At 69.0% G+C, this 14,395-nt stretch carries 12 protein-coding genes; 7 read left to right on the top strand and 5 right to left on the bottom strand.

Annotated features, from left to right (window positions below; genetic code table 11):
* Positions 1 to 236: 236 nt before the first annotated feature.
* Both ACK4MH_RS15190 and ACK4MH_RS15195 read right to left on the bottom strand, forming a co-directional pair.
* Complete coding sequence (locus ACK4MH_RS15190; protein WP_409719862.1) at positions 237 to 1,196, bottom strand: FecR family protein; 960 nt, start codon at positions 1,194 to 1,196, stop codon at positions 237 to 239.
* 109 nt (positions 1,197 to 1,305) lie between these two features.
* On the bottom strand, positions 1,306 to 1,833 hold the full coding sequence (locus ACK4MH_RS15195) for an RNA polymerase sigma factor (RefSeq protein ID WP_409719864.1): 528 nt from the start codon (positions 1,831 to 1,833) through the stop codon (positions 1,306 to 1,308).
* A 198-nt stretch (positions 1,834 to 2,031) separates the two neighbouring features.
* Here ACK4MH_RS15195 and ACK4MH_RS15200 point away from each other — a divergent pair, with 198 nt between their 5' ends.
* A complete protein-coding gene (locus ACK4MH_RS15200; RefSeq protein ID WP_409719866.1) occupies positions 2,032 to 2,997 on the top strand; it encodes a hypothetical protein in 966 nt (321 codons plus the stop codon).
* 3 nt (positions 2,998 to 3,000) lie between these two features.
* Positions 3,001 to 4,155 carry a glycosyltransferase family 4 protein gene (locus ACK4MH_RS15205; RefSeq protein WP_409719868.1) on the top strand — a complete coding sequence of 385 codons (1,155 nt, stop codon included), beginning with the start codon at positions 3,001 to 3,003 and terminating at the stop codon, positions 4,153 to 4,155.
* Positions 4,156 to 4,159: 4 nt separating this feature from the next.
* On the opposite strand, the gene ACK4MH_RS15210 is transcribed toward ACK4MH_RS15205, so the two are convergent.
* Positions 4,160 to 4,750 carry a class I SAM-dependent methyltransferase gene (locus ACK4MH_RS15210; RefSeq protein WP_409719871.1) on the bottom strand — a complete coding sequence of 197 codons (591 nt, stop codon included), beginning with the start codon at positions 4,748 to 4,750 and terminating at the stop codon, positions 4,160 to 4,162.
* A 136-nt stretch (positions 4,751 to 4,886) separates the two neighbouring features.
* On the opposite strand from ACK4MH_RS15210, the gene ACK4MH_RS15215 reads away from it, so the two are divergent.
* From ACK4MH_RS15215 to pyk, 5 genes are all read left to right on the top strand, one after another.
* Positions 4,887 to 6,938, top strand: coding sequence for a TonB-dependent receptor (locus ACK4MH_RS15215; protein WP_409719873.1), 2,052 nt, complete (start codon positions 4,887 to 4,889; stop codon positions 6,936 to 6,938).
* 163 nt (positions 6,939 to 7,101) lie between these two features.
* The gene (locus tag ACK4MH_RS15220; RefSeq protein ID WP_409719875.1) at positions 7,102 to 8,310 is read left to right on the top strand and encodes an LL-diaminopimelate aminotransferase; all 1,209 of its coding nucleotides are present in this window, start codon (positions 7,102 to 7,104) and stop codon (positions 8,308 to 8,310) included.
* 3 nt (positions 8,311 to 8,313) lie between these two features.
* Positions 8,314 to 9,258: a DUF808 domain-containing protein gene (locus tag ACK4MH_RS15225; RefSeq protein ID WP_409719877.1), complete on the top strand. Its 945-nt coding sequence runs from the start codon at positions 8,314 to 8,316 to the stop codon at positions 9,256 to 9,258.
* Positions 9,259 to 9,331: 73 nt separating this feature from the next.
* Positions 9,332 to 11,041 carry an alkaline phosphatase family protein gene (locus tag ACK4MH_RS15230; RefSeq protein ID WP_409719879.1) on the top strand — a complete coding sequence of 570 codons (1,710 nt, stop codon included), beginning with the start codon at positions 9,332 to 9,334 and terminating at the stop codon, positions 11,039 to 11,041.
* Between the two features lie 136 nt (positions 11,042 to 11,177).
* Positions 11,178 to 12,623: a pyruvate kinase gene (gene pyk / locus ACK4MH_RS15235; RefSeq protein WP_409719881.1), complete on the top strand. Its 1,446-nt coding sequence runs from the start codon at positions 11,178 to 11,180 to the stop codon at positions 12,621 to 12,623.
* Here the strand turns inward: pyk and ACK4MH_RS15240 are convergent.
* Both ACK4MH_RS15240 and ACK4MH_RS15245 read right to left on the bottom strand, forming a co-directional pair.
* Positions 12,620 to 13,657 carry an oxidoreductase gene (locus ACK4MH_RS15240; protein ID WP_409719883.1) on the bottom strand — a complete coding sequence of 346 codons (1,038 nt, stop codon included), beginning with the start codon at positions 13,655 to 13,657 and terminating at the stop codon, positions 12,620 to 12,622. The two genes, pyk and ACK4MH_RS15240, sit on opposite strands and share 4 nt — an antisense overlap.
* A 7-nt stretch (positions 13,658 to 13,664) precedes the next feature.
* A partial coding sequence (locus tag ACK4MH_RS15245) for a short-chain fatty acyl-CoA regulator family protein (protein WP_409719885.1) occupies positions 13,665 to 14,395 on the bottom strand: 731 nt, incomplete at its 5' end.

Genomic DNA, 14,395 nt, shown 5'->3' on the forward strand with positions numbered 1-14,395 from the left:
GCGACGGGCTGGTTCCGGCGCAGGCGCTCAAACTGCCGCCCAGCGACACGCGCGCCTGAAGCGCGAGGTCGAGCAGCGCGCCATCGACGGGTTGGCGGGGGACGTAGAAGTCCAGCGTTCGCGCGTCGGCCGCCTGCGCCGGCGCCGAAAGAGCCGTCGTCAAAAGCAGCCCAAGGCTGGGGATCAGGGCAGCGGCGCGTGACCGGGAATGGCCGGAGTTTGGAGGCCGCCTGGCCTCAGCGGGCGCCACGCGCGCTTATGCGGACTTCGGACGTCGAGGCCTCGACGCGAACGGGTACGAAATCCTGGAGCTGCTGCAACATCACGGCCTCGTCGCCTACACGCAGGGCGCCGGTGAAACGCAGCGCCTGTGTGGGCGTCGATAGCACGACGGGCTTGTCGAGATAACGCGAAAGATCGTCGGCCACATCGCTCAGCGGGCGGTCGCGATAGACCAGCACGCCGCTGCGCCAGGCGGAGGCGCGATCCGGCGAGACGCTGCTCATGCGCGGCGTCGCACGGCCCCGTTGTTCCAGGGTCTGGCCGGCGGTCAGGCGCACGGGTTGCAGCGCGTTGGCGGGCGTCACGGCGACGACGCCGCGCTGGACCGCCACAGCGAAGTTATCGCCGTGGTTCAGCACGTTGAAGGCGGTGCCCAGCACCTGGACCTGATGATCACCGGCCGCGACCACAAAGGGATGGGCCGGGTCGTGGGCGATGTCGAAGGCCGCCTCACCCTCAGCGAGCGACACCGATCGCCTGTCGTCGTCGAAGCGGACGTCTAGCCGGGAGTGGCGGTTCAGATAGACGTGCGAGCCGTCTTCCAGGGCGACCGAAAGCGGGGCGTCGGTGGTGGCGTAGGTCTGGCCGTCGGGCGTCATCCACAGCCACAGGCCGACCGCGAGGGTCACGCTGGCGGCGATGCCGAGGCCTGCCCCCAGCCAGGGCGAGCGACGGCGGGCGCGACGTTCGCGGGCGGCCGACAGGTCGATGACGGGCGCTGCGCTGATCGCCGCTGTATCCGCTGCATCCAGATCGACCCAGAGCCGTTCGACGGCGTCATAGCCGCGTGCATTGGCGGGCGAGGCCTCCAGCCAGGACTGGAAATCGAGCCAGGCGGATTCGGGCGCCGTCTCGTCACGCAGGGCGACGAACCAGTGCAGCGCCTTCTCCTCGATGTCGGTCTCTGCGCTCATGCCATCCCAGCCCGGACGCCCGTCGTGTGACGGACCTCCTGATAGACAGACGCCGCCAGATGGGGCGCGCCTCCACAAATAGCCTCGCAAGGTCGCGGGTCGCCGGCGGTCATGGCTGAACCTTTCGGGACAGAACGCGCAGGGCGTCCATCATGTGTTTCTCGACGGAGCTGCGCGAAACGCCCAGCTGGGCGGCGATGTCGGCGTAGCTGACGCCGTCGAACTTGTGCAGGCGAAAGATCGTCTGGGTCTTGGGCGGCAGGGTGTCGAGCGCGGCGACCAGCCGGGCCAGCCGCTCGCGGCCCGCCACGACCGCCTCGGCGGAGGGGCCGGCGTCCAGATCTTCCGCCGCGCCCACCTCGTGATTGACCTGACGCCACTGTGTGTCGCGGTTGGCCGCCCGCTGGCTGGAACGCCAGCGGTCCATCAGCAGATTGGAGGTCAGGCGGAAAAGGAAGGCGCGCGGGTTGTCGGGCGGCGGGTCGGGATCCAGCGCCGAGACCTTGAGGTAGACGTCCTGCAGCACGTCGTCGACATCGCCCGACGCGCCGCCCAGCCGCGCCCGGCAGAACCGGGCCAGGTCTTCGCGCTGCTCCAGATAGGCGGCGACCAGGGGATGCGCGGCGGGCGCGGTCAAACGGGCGAAATCCTCTCGTTCGGCCAAGGCAGGCCATGACCCTCCATGCCGTGACGATTTTTCTGAGGCAAGGGCCGGTCGGCGGCGTCCCTGTCATGAAGGCGCCGTGTCACGGCGACGGGCAGGATCCAGATGCGCGCGTTTGCAGGATACGACGGCACGACGGCCCCGACCTTTTCGGTCGGCTAGGGCGTCGTCATGTTCGATATCTGGCGCTCGGGCTTCATCCGCCGTCCCTTAAGCAGTTTCGTTGACCATGCCCCGCATGCGGACGAGGTGACGTGGCTGCCGGACTGCGGGCCGCACGCCTATGTGGCGGACCCGTTCGGGATCACGCGCGAAGGGGTGCTGACCGTCTTCGTCGAGGCGTTCGACTATCATGTGTGTCGTGGCGAGATTCACTATCGCCAGTACGATGCCGACGACCGGCTGGTGGGCCAGGGCGTCGCGCTTACCGAGCCCTGGCACCTGTCCTATCCGACTCTGATCGAGGACGGCGGCGAACTCTACATGCTGCCCGAGGGCTACAAGAGCGGCGGACTGATCCTGTATCGCTGCGTGCGGTTCCCGGACCAGTGGGAGGCGGTCGCGCGCATCGGCGAGGCGGCGTCGATCGACGCGACGGTGGTGAAGCACGACGACCGGTGGTGGATGTTCCACGCCCTGCCGGGGCCGGATGACCGGGCCATGCGCGAGCTTCATATCGCTTGGGCCGACAGCCTGAGCGGACCCTGGACGGCGCATTCCGGCAATCCGGTGATCAGCGGCTTTCAGACCTCGCGGCCGGGCGGTTCGGCCTTCGTTTACGGCGGAGCCCTGCATCTGCCGGTTCAGGACTGCGCAGAGACCTATGGCGCGGCGATCAACCTGTTGCGGATCGACGCCCTGACGCCGGAAACCTTTTCGGCCTCGGTCGTGAAACGGTTCGAGGCGGGCGACCTGATCGAAGGGTTCGCCGATGGTTTCCACACCTTGTCGGGGCATGGCGACGTCACCTTCATCGACGTGAAGGGCATCCGGCAGTCGCCGGCGGAGCCCTGGCTGAAGGCCGGGTTCAAGGCGCGCCGCCTGTTGGGCCTCAACGGCCCGCGCGGCCGGCGGGCGACAGGCGCTGTCGTTCACCCCCAGATTTTCGCGACCGCTTGCGTTCGCAAGGAAGGCTAGACCATGCGTATCGCCGTCGTTCTGCCGCGAGGCTGCAGCTATTGCCCCGACAAGGCCAACTCGATGGAGACGGTGGTTCGCACCCTGTCGGCCCACAGCCGGTTGAACCGTTCGGTCACCTTGATCTGCGATGCGGGCGCGGCGCCGTGCGCGGACCTGAACATGCTGACGGTGCCGGCCGGGCTGGGCCGCAAGGCGCGCAACGAAGCGGTGGCGGCTGTCCTCAAGGCGCTGTTGCCGGACATCGTCGAATATCATCAGCAGCTGAAGGCCGCGTCCGAACTGGCGCGCCAGTTTCCGAACGCGACCCACGTCCTGTATCGTCACACCCGCATCAAACCGGCCAAGAACCCCATCGAGGCCTTCCGCTATGGCCGTCGCCTGGCGCGGTTCGACCGGCTGGTGTTCGTCAGTCAGGCGGCGGGCCAGGAGTTCGCGGCGGACTATCCGCGTCTGGCCGGACGGGTCTCCTCCGTATGCAACCCCATCGCGGTCGAGGCCTGGCGTGCGTCGCCGGACGTCCGCGAAAACCTGATCCTGTTCTCCGGTCGCGCCATGCGGGACAAGGGGCTGGACCTGTTCTGCACGGCCCTTGCCGAGACGCTGGATCGCCATCCCGACTGGCGCGGCGCGTTGATGCTGGGCGATTGGGAGAAGCATCAGGACTGGGCGGAGCCGCTGGTTCGTGCGCTGGACCGGTTCGGCGACCGGGTCGAGATCCACAAGTCGGCGTCCCTGACCGAGGTCAGGGCCGTGACGCGTCGCGCGGCCATCGCCGTGACGCCGTCGCGTGTTCGTGAGGCCCTGGGGCTGGCGGCGCTGGAGGCCCATGCGGCAGGCGCGGCCTTGATCTCGTCGGGGCGAGGGGGGCTGCGGGAAGCGAGCGGCGACCACGCGGTCTATGTCGAGGTCGAGGACGCCGCGCCCCTGACGGCGGCGATGAACCGGCTGGTCGAAAATCCGGCGGAACGCCTGGCTCTGGCGCGCAGTGGTCAGGATTTCGTGGAGCGGGTGCATTCCCCCGTCGCCCGCGCCGCCGAACTGGATGCGCTACGCGAGGCCTTATCCGACCGATCTTTGTCGAGCCGTTCGGCGGCGAGGGCCCGCTGGTCGTGGTTCCTGCCGCGACACGGGTCGCAGCCCAGACTGCAGGGATAGGCCCCTAAGCCTTACGGAAGAAGCTGTCGTAGACGTGGGTCACCGCGTCGAAGCGGACGCGCGTGGGTTGGTCGCCCAACGGCGTCGGCTCCCAGTCGGCCTCGGTCAGGCCGGCGGCGACCGGATCGTCGATCTTGTCGGTATTCCAGCCCAGCAAAAGCCGCCCGCCGGGACGCAGGATGGCCGCCAGGGCCTTTAGCGCCTTTCGCTGCTGCTCGGGACTGTCGACGCCGTAGCCCAGCACGCCGTTGCAGACGATGGCGTCGAAGGTCATGTCGGAGAAGAGCCGATCCGCCTCGCAGACGTCGCCGGTGCGGTGGCGACCCTCGCGGCCCCATCGTTCGGCCGCCGCGTCGATGTCGGTCGTCCAGATTTCGCCGCCGTGGGCTTCCAGCGCGGCATAATCGTCCAGCGTATATTCGCGGCAACCGACCCACAGGATGCGGCCGCCGTCGGCCGCCAGGGCGGGCACATAGCTGTCGGCCATCACGAGACGGTCCGGCAGGCTGCGGATGCGGGCGGCCTTGGCGGACCGGCGCTTGCGATCGGCGTCCTTGCCGAAGATCAGCGCCCTTACGACCGTTCCCAGACCCACGCGCTTCCCCTCGGATTGCCCTATAGGGGTGTTATCGAGCGGCGGTTGATCTGCCAATCGCCAGCCTGGCGATTTTGCGGGGCTTTATTGCAAGGCCAAGCTTTTATGGGAGCGCGCCAGCCCCTAGTGACGGCGCATGATCCAGGACGTTCCTCCCCCCGTCGTCGCGCCCGTCGCCTTGCCCGAGATTGTGGTGACCGCCGCCCGCCTGCCGCCTGCGGCGGCCGATGCTGCATTTTCGGTCGTACGCATCGATCAGGAGGTGCTGTCGCGATCCATGCGCCTGGACGAGGCGCTGCGGTCCGTGCCGGCGGTGTCGCTGTTTCGACGTACGACCAGCGCGGCGGCCAATCCGACGACGCAGGGCATATCGCTGAGGGCCATCGCGCCGTCGGGGGCGGGACGGACGCTGGTGCTGCTGGACGGCGTGCCGCTGAACGACCCGTTCGGGGGCTGGGTCATCTGGTCCCAGGCCACGCCGGAATCGCTGGAAAGCCTGGACGTGATCCGCGGTGCAGGTTCGGGACCCTATGGAGCGGGCGCCCTGACCGGCACGATCACCCTGCGCGAGCGAGGCCCAGCCAACGAGGGTCTGGGTGGCGTATTGGATGTATCGGCCTCCGAACGCGGAGGCCTGCGTGCGGCGGGCTCGGCCTCCACGCGCCTCGGGCCGCTGGCGGTGACGCTGAGCGGCCTGCGCGAGGTCAGTGACGGCTATGTGCCCGTGCGAGGATCGGCGGCGGGGGCGGCGGACACGCCGCTGGATCTCGACAGCCGCAGTGCGGCCTTGCGGGTCGATACGGCCTTGGGGCAGGCGAACCTGTCGGTGCGGGCGGCGACTTGGGAAGAGGATCGCGGATCGGGCCTGGCCGGAACCCGCGCCAACGCCAGCGGTCACAGCCTCAGCGCCACGGCCGCCCAGGCGCCGACGGCCAGCGGCTATGGCTGGCGGCTGCAGGCGTGGCGGATCGACAGCAACTTGGCCAACAGTTCGGCCTCTGTGTCGGCCGACCGGGCGACGACCACGCCGGCCAACGACCAGTACAAGACGCCCGCAACGGGATGGGGGCTGAACGCCGCCCTGCGTCGTCGCATGGCGGAGTTCGCGGGCGGACGGCTGGAGTGGGAAGTGGGCGCCGACGCGCGCTTCAACGACGGCGAGACCAACGAACTGTTCAGCAATCCCACGGGCGCGGGCTTCGCCAGAGGCCGTCGCGCGGGCGGTGAGACGGCGGTGGCCGGCGCCTATGTCGATGCATCCTGGACGGCGGCCGAATGGCTTGTGGCGGGCGGCCTGCGAGTGGATCGGTGGGAGAATACGGGCGGTTTCCGCAACGAGAACACCCTGGCGACCGGTGCTGTTTTGCTGGACGAGAACGACCCGGATCGGTCGGGCGAGGTGGTCAGTGCGCGCCTGGCCGTGCGGCGTGATCTGGGCGGCGGCTATGCGGCGCGGGCGGCGGCCTATTCCGGGTTCAGACCGGCGACGCTGAACGAACTGCACCGGCCGTTCCGCGTCGGCAACGACATAACCGAGGCCAACGCCGCCCTGACGCCCGAGACGCTGAAGGGCGTCGAGACCGGGCTGGCGTTCGACCGCGACGGGGTGCGCTGGGGCGCCACGGTGTTCTGGAACCAGATCGAGGACGCCATCGTCAATGTAACGATCGGGGCCGGGCCTGCCACTTTCCCGCGCGCCGGGTTCGTGCCGGCTGGCGGGGTTCTGCGCCAGCGCCAGAACGCGGGGACCATCGACGCCTGGGGCGTGGAGCTGAACGGCGCCGTGGACCTGTCGTCGGCTGTGTCGCTGAATGCAGCCCTGTCCTGGACCGACGCGGAGATCGACGGCGGATCGGCCGCCGCGCAACTGACGGGCCTGCGCCCCGCCCAGGCGCCCGAATGGAGCGCGACCGCCGGGCTGGACTGGCGCGCGACCGACCGACTGACCCTGGCGCTGGCGGCGCGTTACGAATCCAGCCGGTTCGACGACGACCTGAACAGCCGCGTTCTGGACGCCGCCGTCACGCTGGATGCACGGGGAGAATGGGCGCTGAACCCGCGCACGACCCTGTGGCTGGCGGCGGACAATCTGTTCGACACCGATGTCGAGGTGTCGGAAACGGGGACGGGCGTGGCCGGTTACGGCCCGCCGCGTACGGTCAGCGTCGGTTTGCGCCTGAGCTATTGATCGCATCCGGAAACGCCTTTTCCGATGGCATTTTTGCGCGAGGCGCAGATTTCGTCCGTCCAGCGGGTGAAAATGACCTTCAACGCTGTTGCGTGGGGCCGCAGGCGCGCTAATCGCTAGAGACGGTCGACCCCCGGCCGAAGACCACAACGACGAGCCTGTCATGTCCGAAGAATTCTACCGCATGAAGCGGTTGCCGCCCTATGTCATCGCCGAGACCAATGCGATGCGCGCGGCGGCCCGTGCGGCGGGCGAGGACGTGATCGACCTGGGGATGGGCAACCCCGACCTGCCGCCGCCCCAGCATGTGATCGACAAGCTGATCGAGGTGGCGCGCAAGCCCGACGCGCACGGCTATTCGGCCTCGCGAGGCATTCCCGGCCTACGTCGCGCCCAGGCCAACTACTATGGCCGGCGCTTCGGCGTCGATCTGGACCCCGAGACCGAGGTGATCGTCACCATGGGCTCCAAGGAGGGGCTGGCCAGCCTGGCCACGGCCATCACCGAGCCGGGCGACGTGATCCTGGCGCCCAATCCGTCCTATCCGATCCACACCTTCGGTTTCATCATCGCCGGCGCCGCGATCCGCAGCGTGCCGACCACGCCGGACGAGAAGTATTTCGAGGCGCTGGAGCGGGCCATGGCCTTCACCGTGCCCCGGCCCAAGATCCTGGTGATGAACTATCCGTCGAACCCGACGGCGGAGACGGTGGACCTGGCCTTCTACGAACGCGTCGTGGCCTTCGCCAAGGCCAACGACCTGTGGATCATCAGCGACCTGGCCTATTCGGAGCTCTATTACGACGGCAAGCCGACGGTCTCGATCCTGCAGGTGCCCGGCGCCAAGGACGTGGCCATCGAGTTCACCTCGCTGTCGAAGACCTACAGCATGGCGGGCTGGCGCATGGGGTTCGCGGTCGGCAACAAGAAGCTGATCGCGGCCATGACGCGGGTGAAATCCTATCTCGACTACGGCGCCTTCACGCCCATCCAGGCGGCGGCCTGCGCGGCGCTGAACGGGCCGCAGGACATCGTCGAGCAGAACCGCAAACTCTATCATCGCCGCCGCGACGTGCTGGTCGAGAGCTTCGGCCGGGCGGGCTGGGACATCCCCAAACCCGCCGCCTCCATGTTCGCCTGGGCGCCGTTGCCGCCGGCGCTGGCGCATCTGGGCAGCCTTGAGTTCTCCAAGCAACTGCTGACCCATGCCAAGGTCGCGGTGGCGGCGGGCGTCGGCTATGGCGAGAACGGCGAGGGCTTCGTCCGCATCGCCATGGTCGAGAACGAGCAGCGCATCCGTCAGGCCGCCCGCAACATCAAATCCTATCTGAAGTCGCAGGGCGTCAACGTGCCGCCCAGCCGGGAAGACTGAGCCATGCCGTCCGGATTGATCGCGCTGCTCGACGACGTCGCGGGCATCGCCAAGCTGGCGGCCGCGTCGCTGGATGACGTCGGTGCGGCGGCGGGCAAGGCCTCGACCAAGGCGGCCGGGGTGGTGGTGGACGATGCGGCGGTGACGCCCCGCTATGTCATGGGCCTGTCGCCCAGCCGCGAGCTGCCGATCATCGGCAAGATCGCCTTGGGGTCGTTCCGCAACAAGCTGATCTTCATCCTGCCGGCGGCCCTGGTGCTGAGCGCCTTCGCGCCCTGGGCCATCACGCCGATCCTGATGTGCGGCGGGACATACCTGTGTTTCGAAGGGGCCGAGAAGCTGCTGGAGGCGCTCGGGCACGGCGGGCACGAGGACGCGGCGCCGATCATCGGCGACGCGGCGGCGCTGGAGAAGACGACGGTGGCGGGGGCGGTGAGAACCGACTTGATCCTGTCGGGCGAGATCATGGCCATCGCCCTGGCCGATGTAGCGGCCCAGCCGATCTTGACGCAGGCGGCCGTGCTGGCGGTCGTCGGGATCGCCATGACGGTCGTCGTCTATGGCGCGGTCGGCCTGATCGTGAAGATGGACGACATCGGCCTGCATCTGGCCCAGCGGCCAAACGGCGGCGTGCGCGCCCTGGGTCGTGGTCTGGTCAAGGGCATGCCGGTGGTAATGAGCGCCCTGTCAGTCATTGGCACCGCCGCCATGCTGTGGGTCGGCGGGGGCATTCTGGTCCATGGGACGCATACGCTGGGTCTGCACTGGCCGGCTGTGCCGCTGGAGCATCTGGCGCACGCTGTCGGACAGGTGTTCGGGCCGCTGGAGGGGGCTATGACTTGGCTGACGACCGCGGTGGCCTCGGCCGTGATCGGGCTGATCGTCGGCGGCGTGGTGGTGCTGGTCCTGCATCAGGTCGCGCGGTTGCGCTCTCGGGAATCGCACTAGGAGCGACGGCGCTCTGTCACGCGGGCGCCATCCGTAGCGGCTAGAGGCCGGTCGCCTGTTGTTGGAGTTGTTCATGTCCCTGTCGCGTCACGCCGCAGCCGCCTTCCTGGCCGCCCTGTCGATGGCGGGGGCCGCCTGCGCCTCCGTAGCCGAGGCCCCGGTTCAGGCCGCTGCGCCGCAGGCTGCCGTCGCCGCCCTGACGCCGCCGAAGCTGATCGTGACCATCGTGGTGGACCAGTTCAGCGCCAACCTGTTCAACCAGTATCGCAGCCGCTACAGCGGGGGTCTGCGTCGTCTGGCCGACCAGGGGCTGGTGTCGATCAACGGCTATCAGACCCACGGCCTGACCGAGACCTGCCCCGGCCACTCGACCATTCTGACGGGCATGCATCCGGTCGAGACGGGCATCCCGGCCAATGACTGGATCGACGGCAAGACCGGCAAGGAGGTCTATTGCCTGGCCGCGCCGCAGAACCATCTGGCGCACGGACGCGACGACACCGACAACGGGCCGGTGGGGCCGGATCAGCTGCGTGTCACGACACTGGGCGACTGGCTGATGGCCGTCAGCCCGGACAGCAAGGTCATGGCGGTGTCGGGCAAGGATCGCGGCGCGATCAACTTAGCCGGCCACCAGGGCCAGGCCTTCTGGTTCACCGACGGATTCGGCCTGACGACCTATGTCGAGCCGGGGCAGACGGCGCAGGACAGGCTGGCGCCCGTCGCGGCCTTCAATACCCAGTTCAAGGCCTGGGCGGCGGCGACGCCAGTGGCCTGGGACTATCAGAACGAACAGTGCCGCGCGCTTGCTGGCGACTGGACCATTCGCGGCCAGACCTTCCATTCCGTGCTGCCGCCGGCGGGGCTGAAGTTCGATACCTCGCCGCTTCTGGACGAGCAGACGCTGAAGGCGGCGGAGTATCTGCTGGACAGCCAGAAGCTGGGGCAGGGCGCGGGGACCGACATGCTGGGCGTCAGCCTGTCGGCGACGGATCGGATCGGCCATATGTACGGCACCCAGGGGCCGGAGATGTGCGAACAGATGCACCGGCTGGACGCGGCGATGGGCGCCTTTCTGGACAAGCTGGCTCAGGTTCCGGGCGGGGCGCTGGTGGTGCTGACAGCCGATCACGGCGGATCGGATTTCGTCGAGCGCCTGCACGAGCACGGCTATCCCCAGGCGCACCGGGCCGACACGGATGCGATCAAGACGATCAATGCGGCGCTGAAGACGCGCTTCAATCTGGCCGCCGATCCGCTGCAATCCGGCGGCAGCGGCTGGATGGTCGCCGACGCCGAGCACAGGTCCCTGCCCGATCCGTTGCGCACCCAGGTCGCCGAGGCGGCGGTCGAGATGCTGCGCGCCCTGCCGGACGTGGCCTTCGCCGAGACGCGCGACCGGCTGCTGGCCGAGCCTCTGCCCGATAGCCGCCAGCCGGAGATGATGACGGTGCGCGAGCGCATGCGCCTGTCGACTGTGGCCGAGCGCTCGCCCGACATCCAGTTCGCCTGGGCCCAGAACACCAGTTCGGGCGGTCGCGTCGGCTCGACCCTGGCGGGTCACGGCTCGCCGTGGGAATACGACCGTCGCGTGCCGATCATCTTCTGGTGGCCCGGCGCGCAGGGCGACGAGCGGTTCCTGCCCATCCGCACAGTCGATATCGCCCCGACCCTGGCCCATGTCATCGGCGTGCCGACGCCGGTGGTCGAAGGACGTTGCATGGACCTGAACGGGTTTGCGGTGGGCGCTTGCGCGCCGACGGTCGAGGCCGCGGCGCGATAAACTCCTGTTTCGGGGTCGTAAACTCGTGTTTCCCGGCGGGGCTGCGGCCTTACGTGGAAAAGGTTTCGTTGGCAGAAGGGGCTAAAGCGCCCAAGCCGTCCAAACGGATGGCGATCAGAGCCAACAGGAAACGTCCATGAACAGAGCCCGCCGCGCCCGCATCGTCGCGACCCTGGGGCCCGCAAGCCGTGCGCCCGGCATGGTCAAGGCCCTGGCCCAGGCCGGGGTGGACGTATTCCGTCTGAACTTCAGCCATGGATCGCATGAGGATCACGCCGCCGCCCTGAAGGCCGTGCGCGGCGCCGAGGCGGCCTTGCAGCGACCGCTGGGCGTGCTGGCCGACCTGCAGGGGCCCAAGCTGCGGCTGGGCCGGTTCAAGAACGTCGAGATTTCGGTCAAGCCGGGCCACACCATGCGCTTCGATCTGGACCCCACGCCAGGCGACGAGACGCGGGTGCAGATGCCGCACCCGGAAATCTTCAAGGCCCTGCGCACCGGGATGCTGCTGCTGCTGGATGACGGCCGGGTGCGGCTGCGGGTCAATGAACGGGCTGACGACTGGGCCGATGTGACGGTCGAGAGCGGCACCAAACTGTCGGATCGCAAGGGCGTCGCGGTGCCGGAAGCGGTCATTCCCGTCTCGGCCCTGACGCCCAAGGACCGCGAGGACCTGGCCTTCGCTCTGCGGATGGGCGTCGATTGGGTGGCCCTGAGTTTTGTCCAGAAGCCCGAGGACATGGCCGAGTTGAAGCGGATCGTGAACGGTCAGGCCGCCTGCCTGGCCAAGATCGAGAAGCCGGCGGCCTTGGCCGATCTTGAGGCCATTCTCGACTATTGCGATGGCGTCATGGTGGCGCGCGGCGACCTGGGCGTCGAACTGGACCCCGAGGACGTGCCGGTGGCGCAAAAGCAGATCGTGCGCGCCGCCCGCAATCGCGGCGTGCCGGTGATCGTGGCGACCCAGATGCTGGAATCCATGACCAGCGCGCCGGCCCCCACGCGCGCCGAGGCGACCGATGTGGCGAACGCCGTCTATGAAGGCGCGGACGCCCTGATGCTGTCGGCCGAGACGGCGTCGGGCGAGTATCCGCTGGAATCCGTCGGCATGATGAGCCGGATCATCGAGCGCGTCGAACGCGATCCGATGTGGCCCAGCCTGATGGGAGCCGAGCACGCCGGCATGGACGAACATGACGTGGACGCCCTGGTCGGGGCGGCGGGCATGGCGGCCAGCGCGCCCTCGACGGGCTGTCTGGTGGTGTTCACGACCCTGGGCGGAACGGCGCGTCGGATGGCGCGGGAACGACCGTTGAAGCCGATCCTGGTCTTGACGCCCAATCCCAACACCGCACGCCGTCTGGCCCTGGTGTGGGGGCTGGAACCGCGCCTTGGCGAACAGCCGGATTCGCTGGAGGCCGTCACCGACGATGCCGTCAACAGCGCGGTCAAATACGGCCTGGCCGAGCCGGGTCAGCGTATCCTGATCCTGGCCGGCACGCCGTTCGGGGCGCCGGGCGCGGCCAATCTGCTGCGGCTGGCCCATGCGCCGGCGGCGGCGTCGAAGGGCCGCAAGAAGAGCTAGAGGGCGATCTCGCGACGCTCGTCCGCGCTGCGTCGGCCGGCGTCGATGATCCGCATGACCGTCAGGGCCTGATCCGCCGTCACCGCCGGCGGGCCCTTGCCCAGAATCGCATCGCGCATGGCGGCGTAGAAGGCGGGATAGTCGCCGCGTTCCGGCGTCGGAGTGGTGGCGACGATCTCGCCACCGATCTGTTTCGACAGGATGCCGGGCGAGGGATCGACGCCCCAGTCGGGGTCGCCTGGGCGCAAGCCCGCCTTGGACTGGCTCTCTTGGGCGTCGAGGCCGTGTTTGATGAAGCTGCCGCCTGTGCCGTGGACGACGTAGCGGAGGCTGGCCTCGGCGGCGAGGTGGCTCATGTTCAGGATGACGCGCAGGCGGTCGTAGCGCAGCAGGACGTGGGCGTAGTCGATGGCCGTGGCGCCGACGCGCTGGGCCTGGAGGTCGGCGTAGACGCCCAGGGGCGGGCCGAACAGTTGCACCGCCTGGTCGATCAGGTGCGGGCCCAGGTCGGCCCAGACGCCGCCGTCGCGCTGGTCCTTCCAGCGGTCGGTGACGGCGGGGCGGAAGCGGTCGTAGTGGCTTTCGAACACGGCGATATCGCCCAGTTCACCCTCGGCGATCAGGCGGCGCAGGGTCAGGAAGTCGGCGTCCCAGCGGCGGTTCTGGAAGACGCTGAACACGCCGGGCGATGCGGCGGCGACGGCGGCGACCGCTTCGGCGTCGGCGAGCGTCGCCGCAAAGGGCTTGTCCACCACCACCGACTTGCCGGCCTTCAGTGCGGCGATCGACTGTTCGGCGTGCAGGGCGTCGGGGGTGGCGACGACGATCAGGCCGATGTCCGTGCGGGCCAGGGCGGCGTCCAGATCGGGCAGGACCGTGACGTCTGGGAGGTCGGCGTGGACGGCTTCAGGGCGGGACGAGACGACGGCGGTCAGGGTTAGGCCGAGGGTCGCGGCGATCAGGGGGGTGTGGAAGGTCTGGCCCGCAAGGCCGTAGCCGATGACGGCGACGCCGATGGGTGCGTGTGAGGTCATGCCCCGATCAATAGCGATCCGGGCGCGTGCCATCCAGCACATAGGGCACCACGCCGCGCTCGTTCTCGGGGACGTGAAGGGCGCGGTCGAGGGGCGGGAAGGCGCGCTGGGTGCAGTCGGTGCGCTCGCAGATGCGGCAGCTGACGCCGATCCGGGCGGCGGGGCCGTTCAGGTCCAGACCGGCGGCGTAGACCAGCGAGCCGGCGTGCTCGACCTCGCAGCCGAGGGACAGGGCGTAGCGGCGGTCGTTGGCCAGATAGGAGCCGCTCGGCTTGGACACGCTGCGGGCGATGGAGATGTAGCGCGAGCCGTCGGGCATTTCGGCCAGCTGCACCCCGATGCGGTCGGGCGTGGCGAAGGCTTCGTGCACGTTCCACAGGGGGCAGGCGCCGCCGAAGCGGGCGAACTGGAAGCGGGTGGCGCTGTGGCGTTTGGTGATGTTGCCGGCCATGTCCACGCGGGCGAAATAGAAGGGCACGCCGCGCCAGCCGGGCCGTTGCAGGTTCGACAGCCGGTGGCAGACCTGTTCGAAACTGACCTGGAACCGGGTTCGCAGGCGGTCGATGTCGTGCTTCTCGGCCCGCGCCGCCTCCAGGAAGGCGCGGTAGGGCAGCAGAAGCGCGCCGGCGGCGTAGTTGGCCAGGCCGACGCGGGCCACGTCGCGCGCGGCCTGGGTGCGGAAGGCGGCCTGATCCAGCTCGGTCTCGATCAGGTCGCGGAAGGACAGCAGGGCCAGCT

Origin of the sequence: Brevundimonas sp. (assembly GCF_046295075.1) — a bacterium.
GTDB lineage: Bacteria > Pseudomonadota > Alphaproteobacteria > Caulobacterales > Caulobacteraceae > Brevundimonas.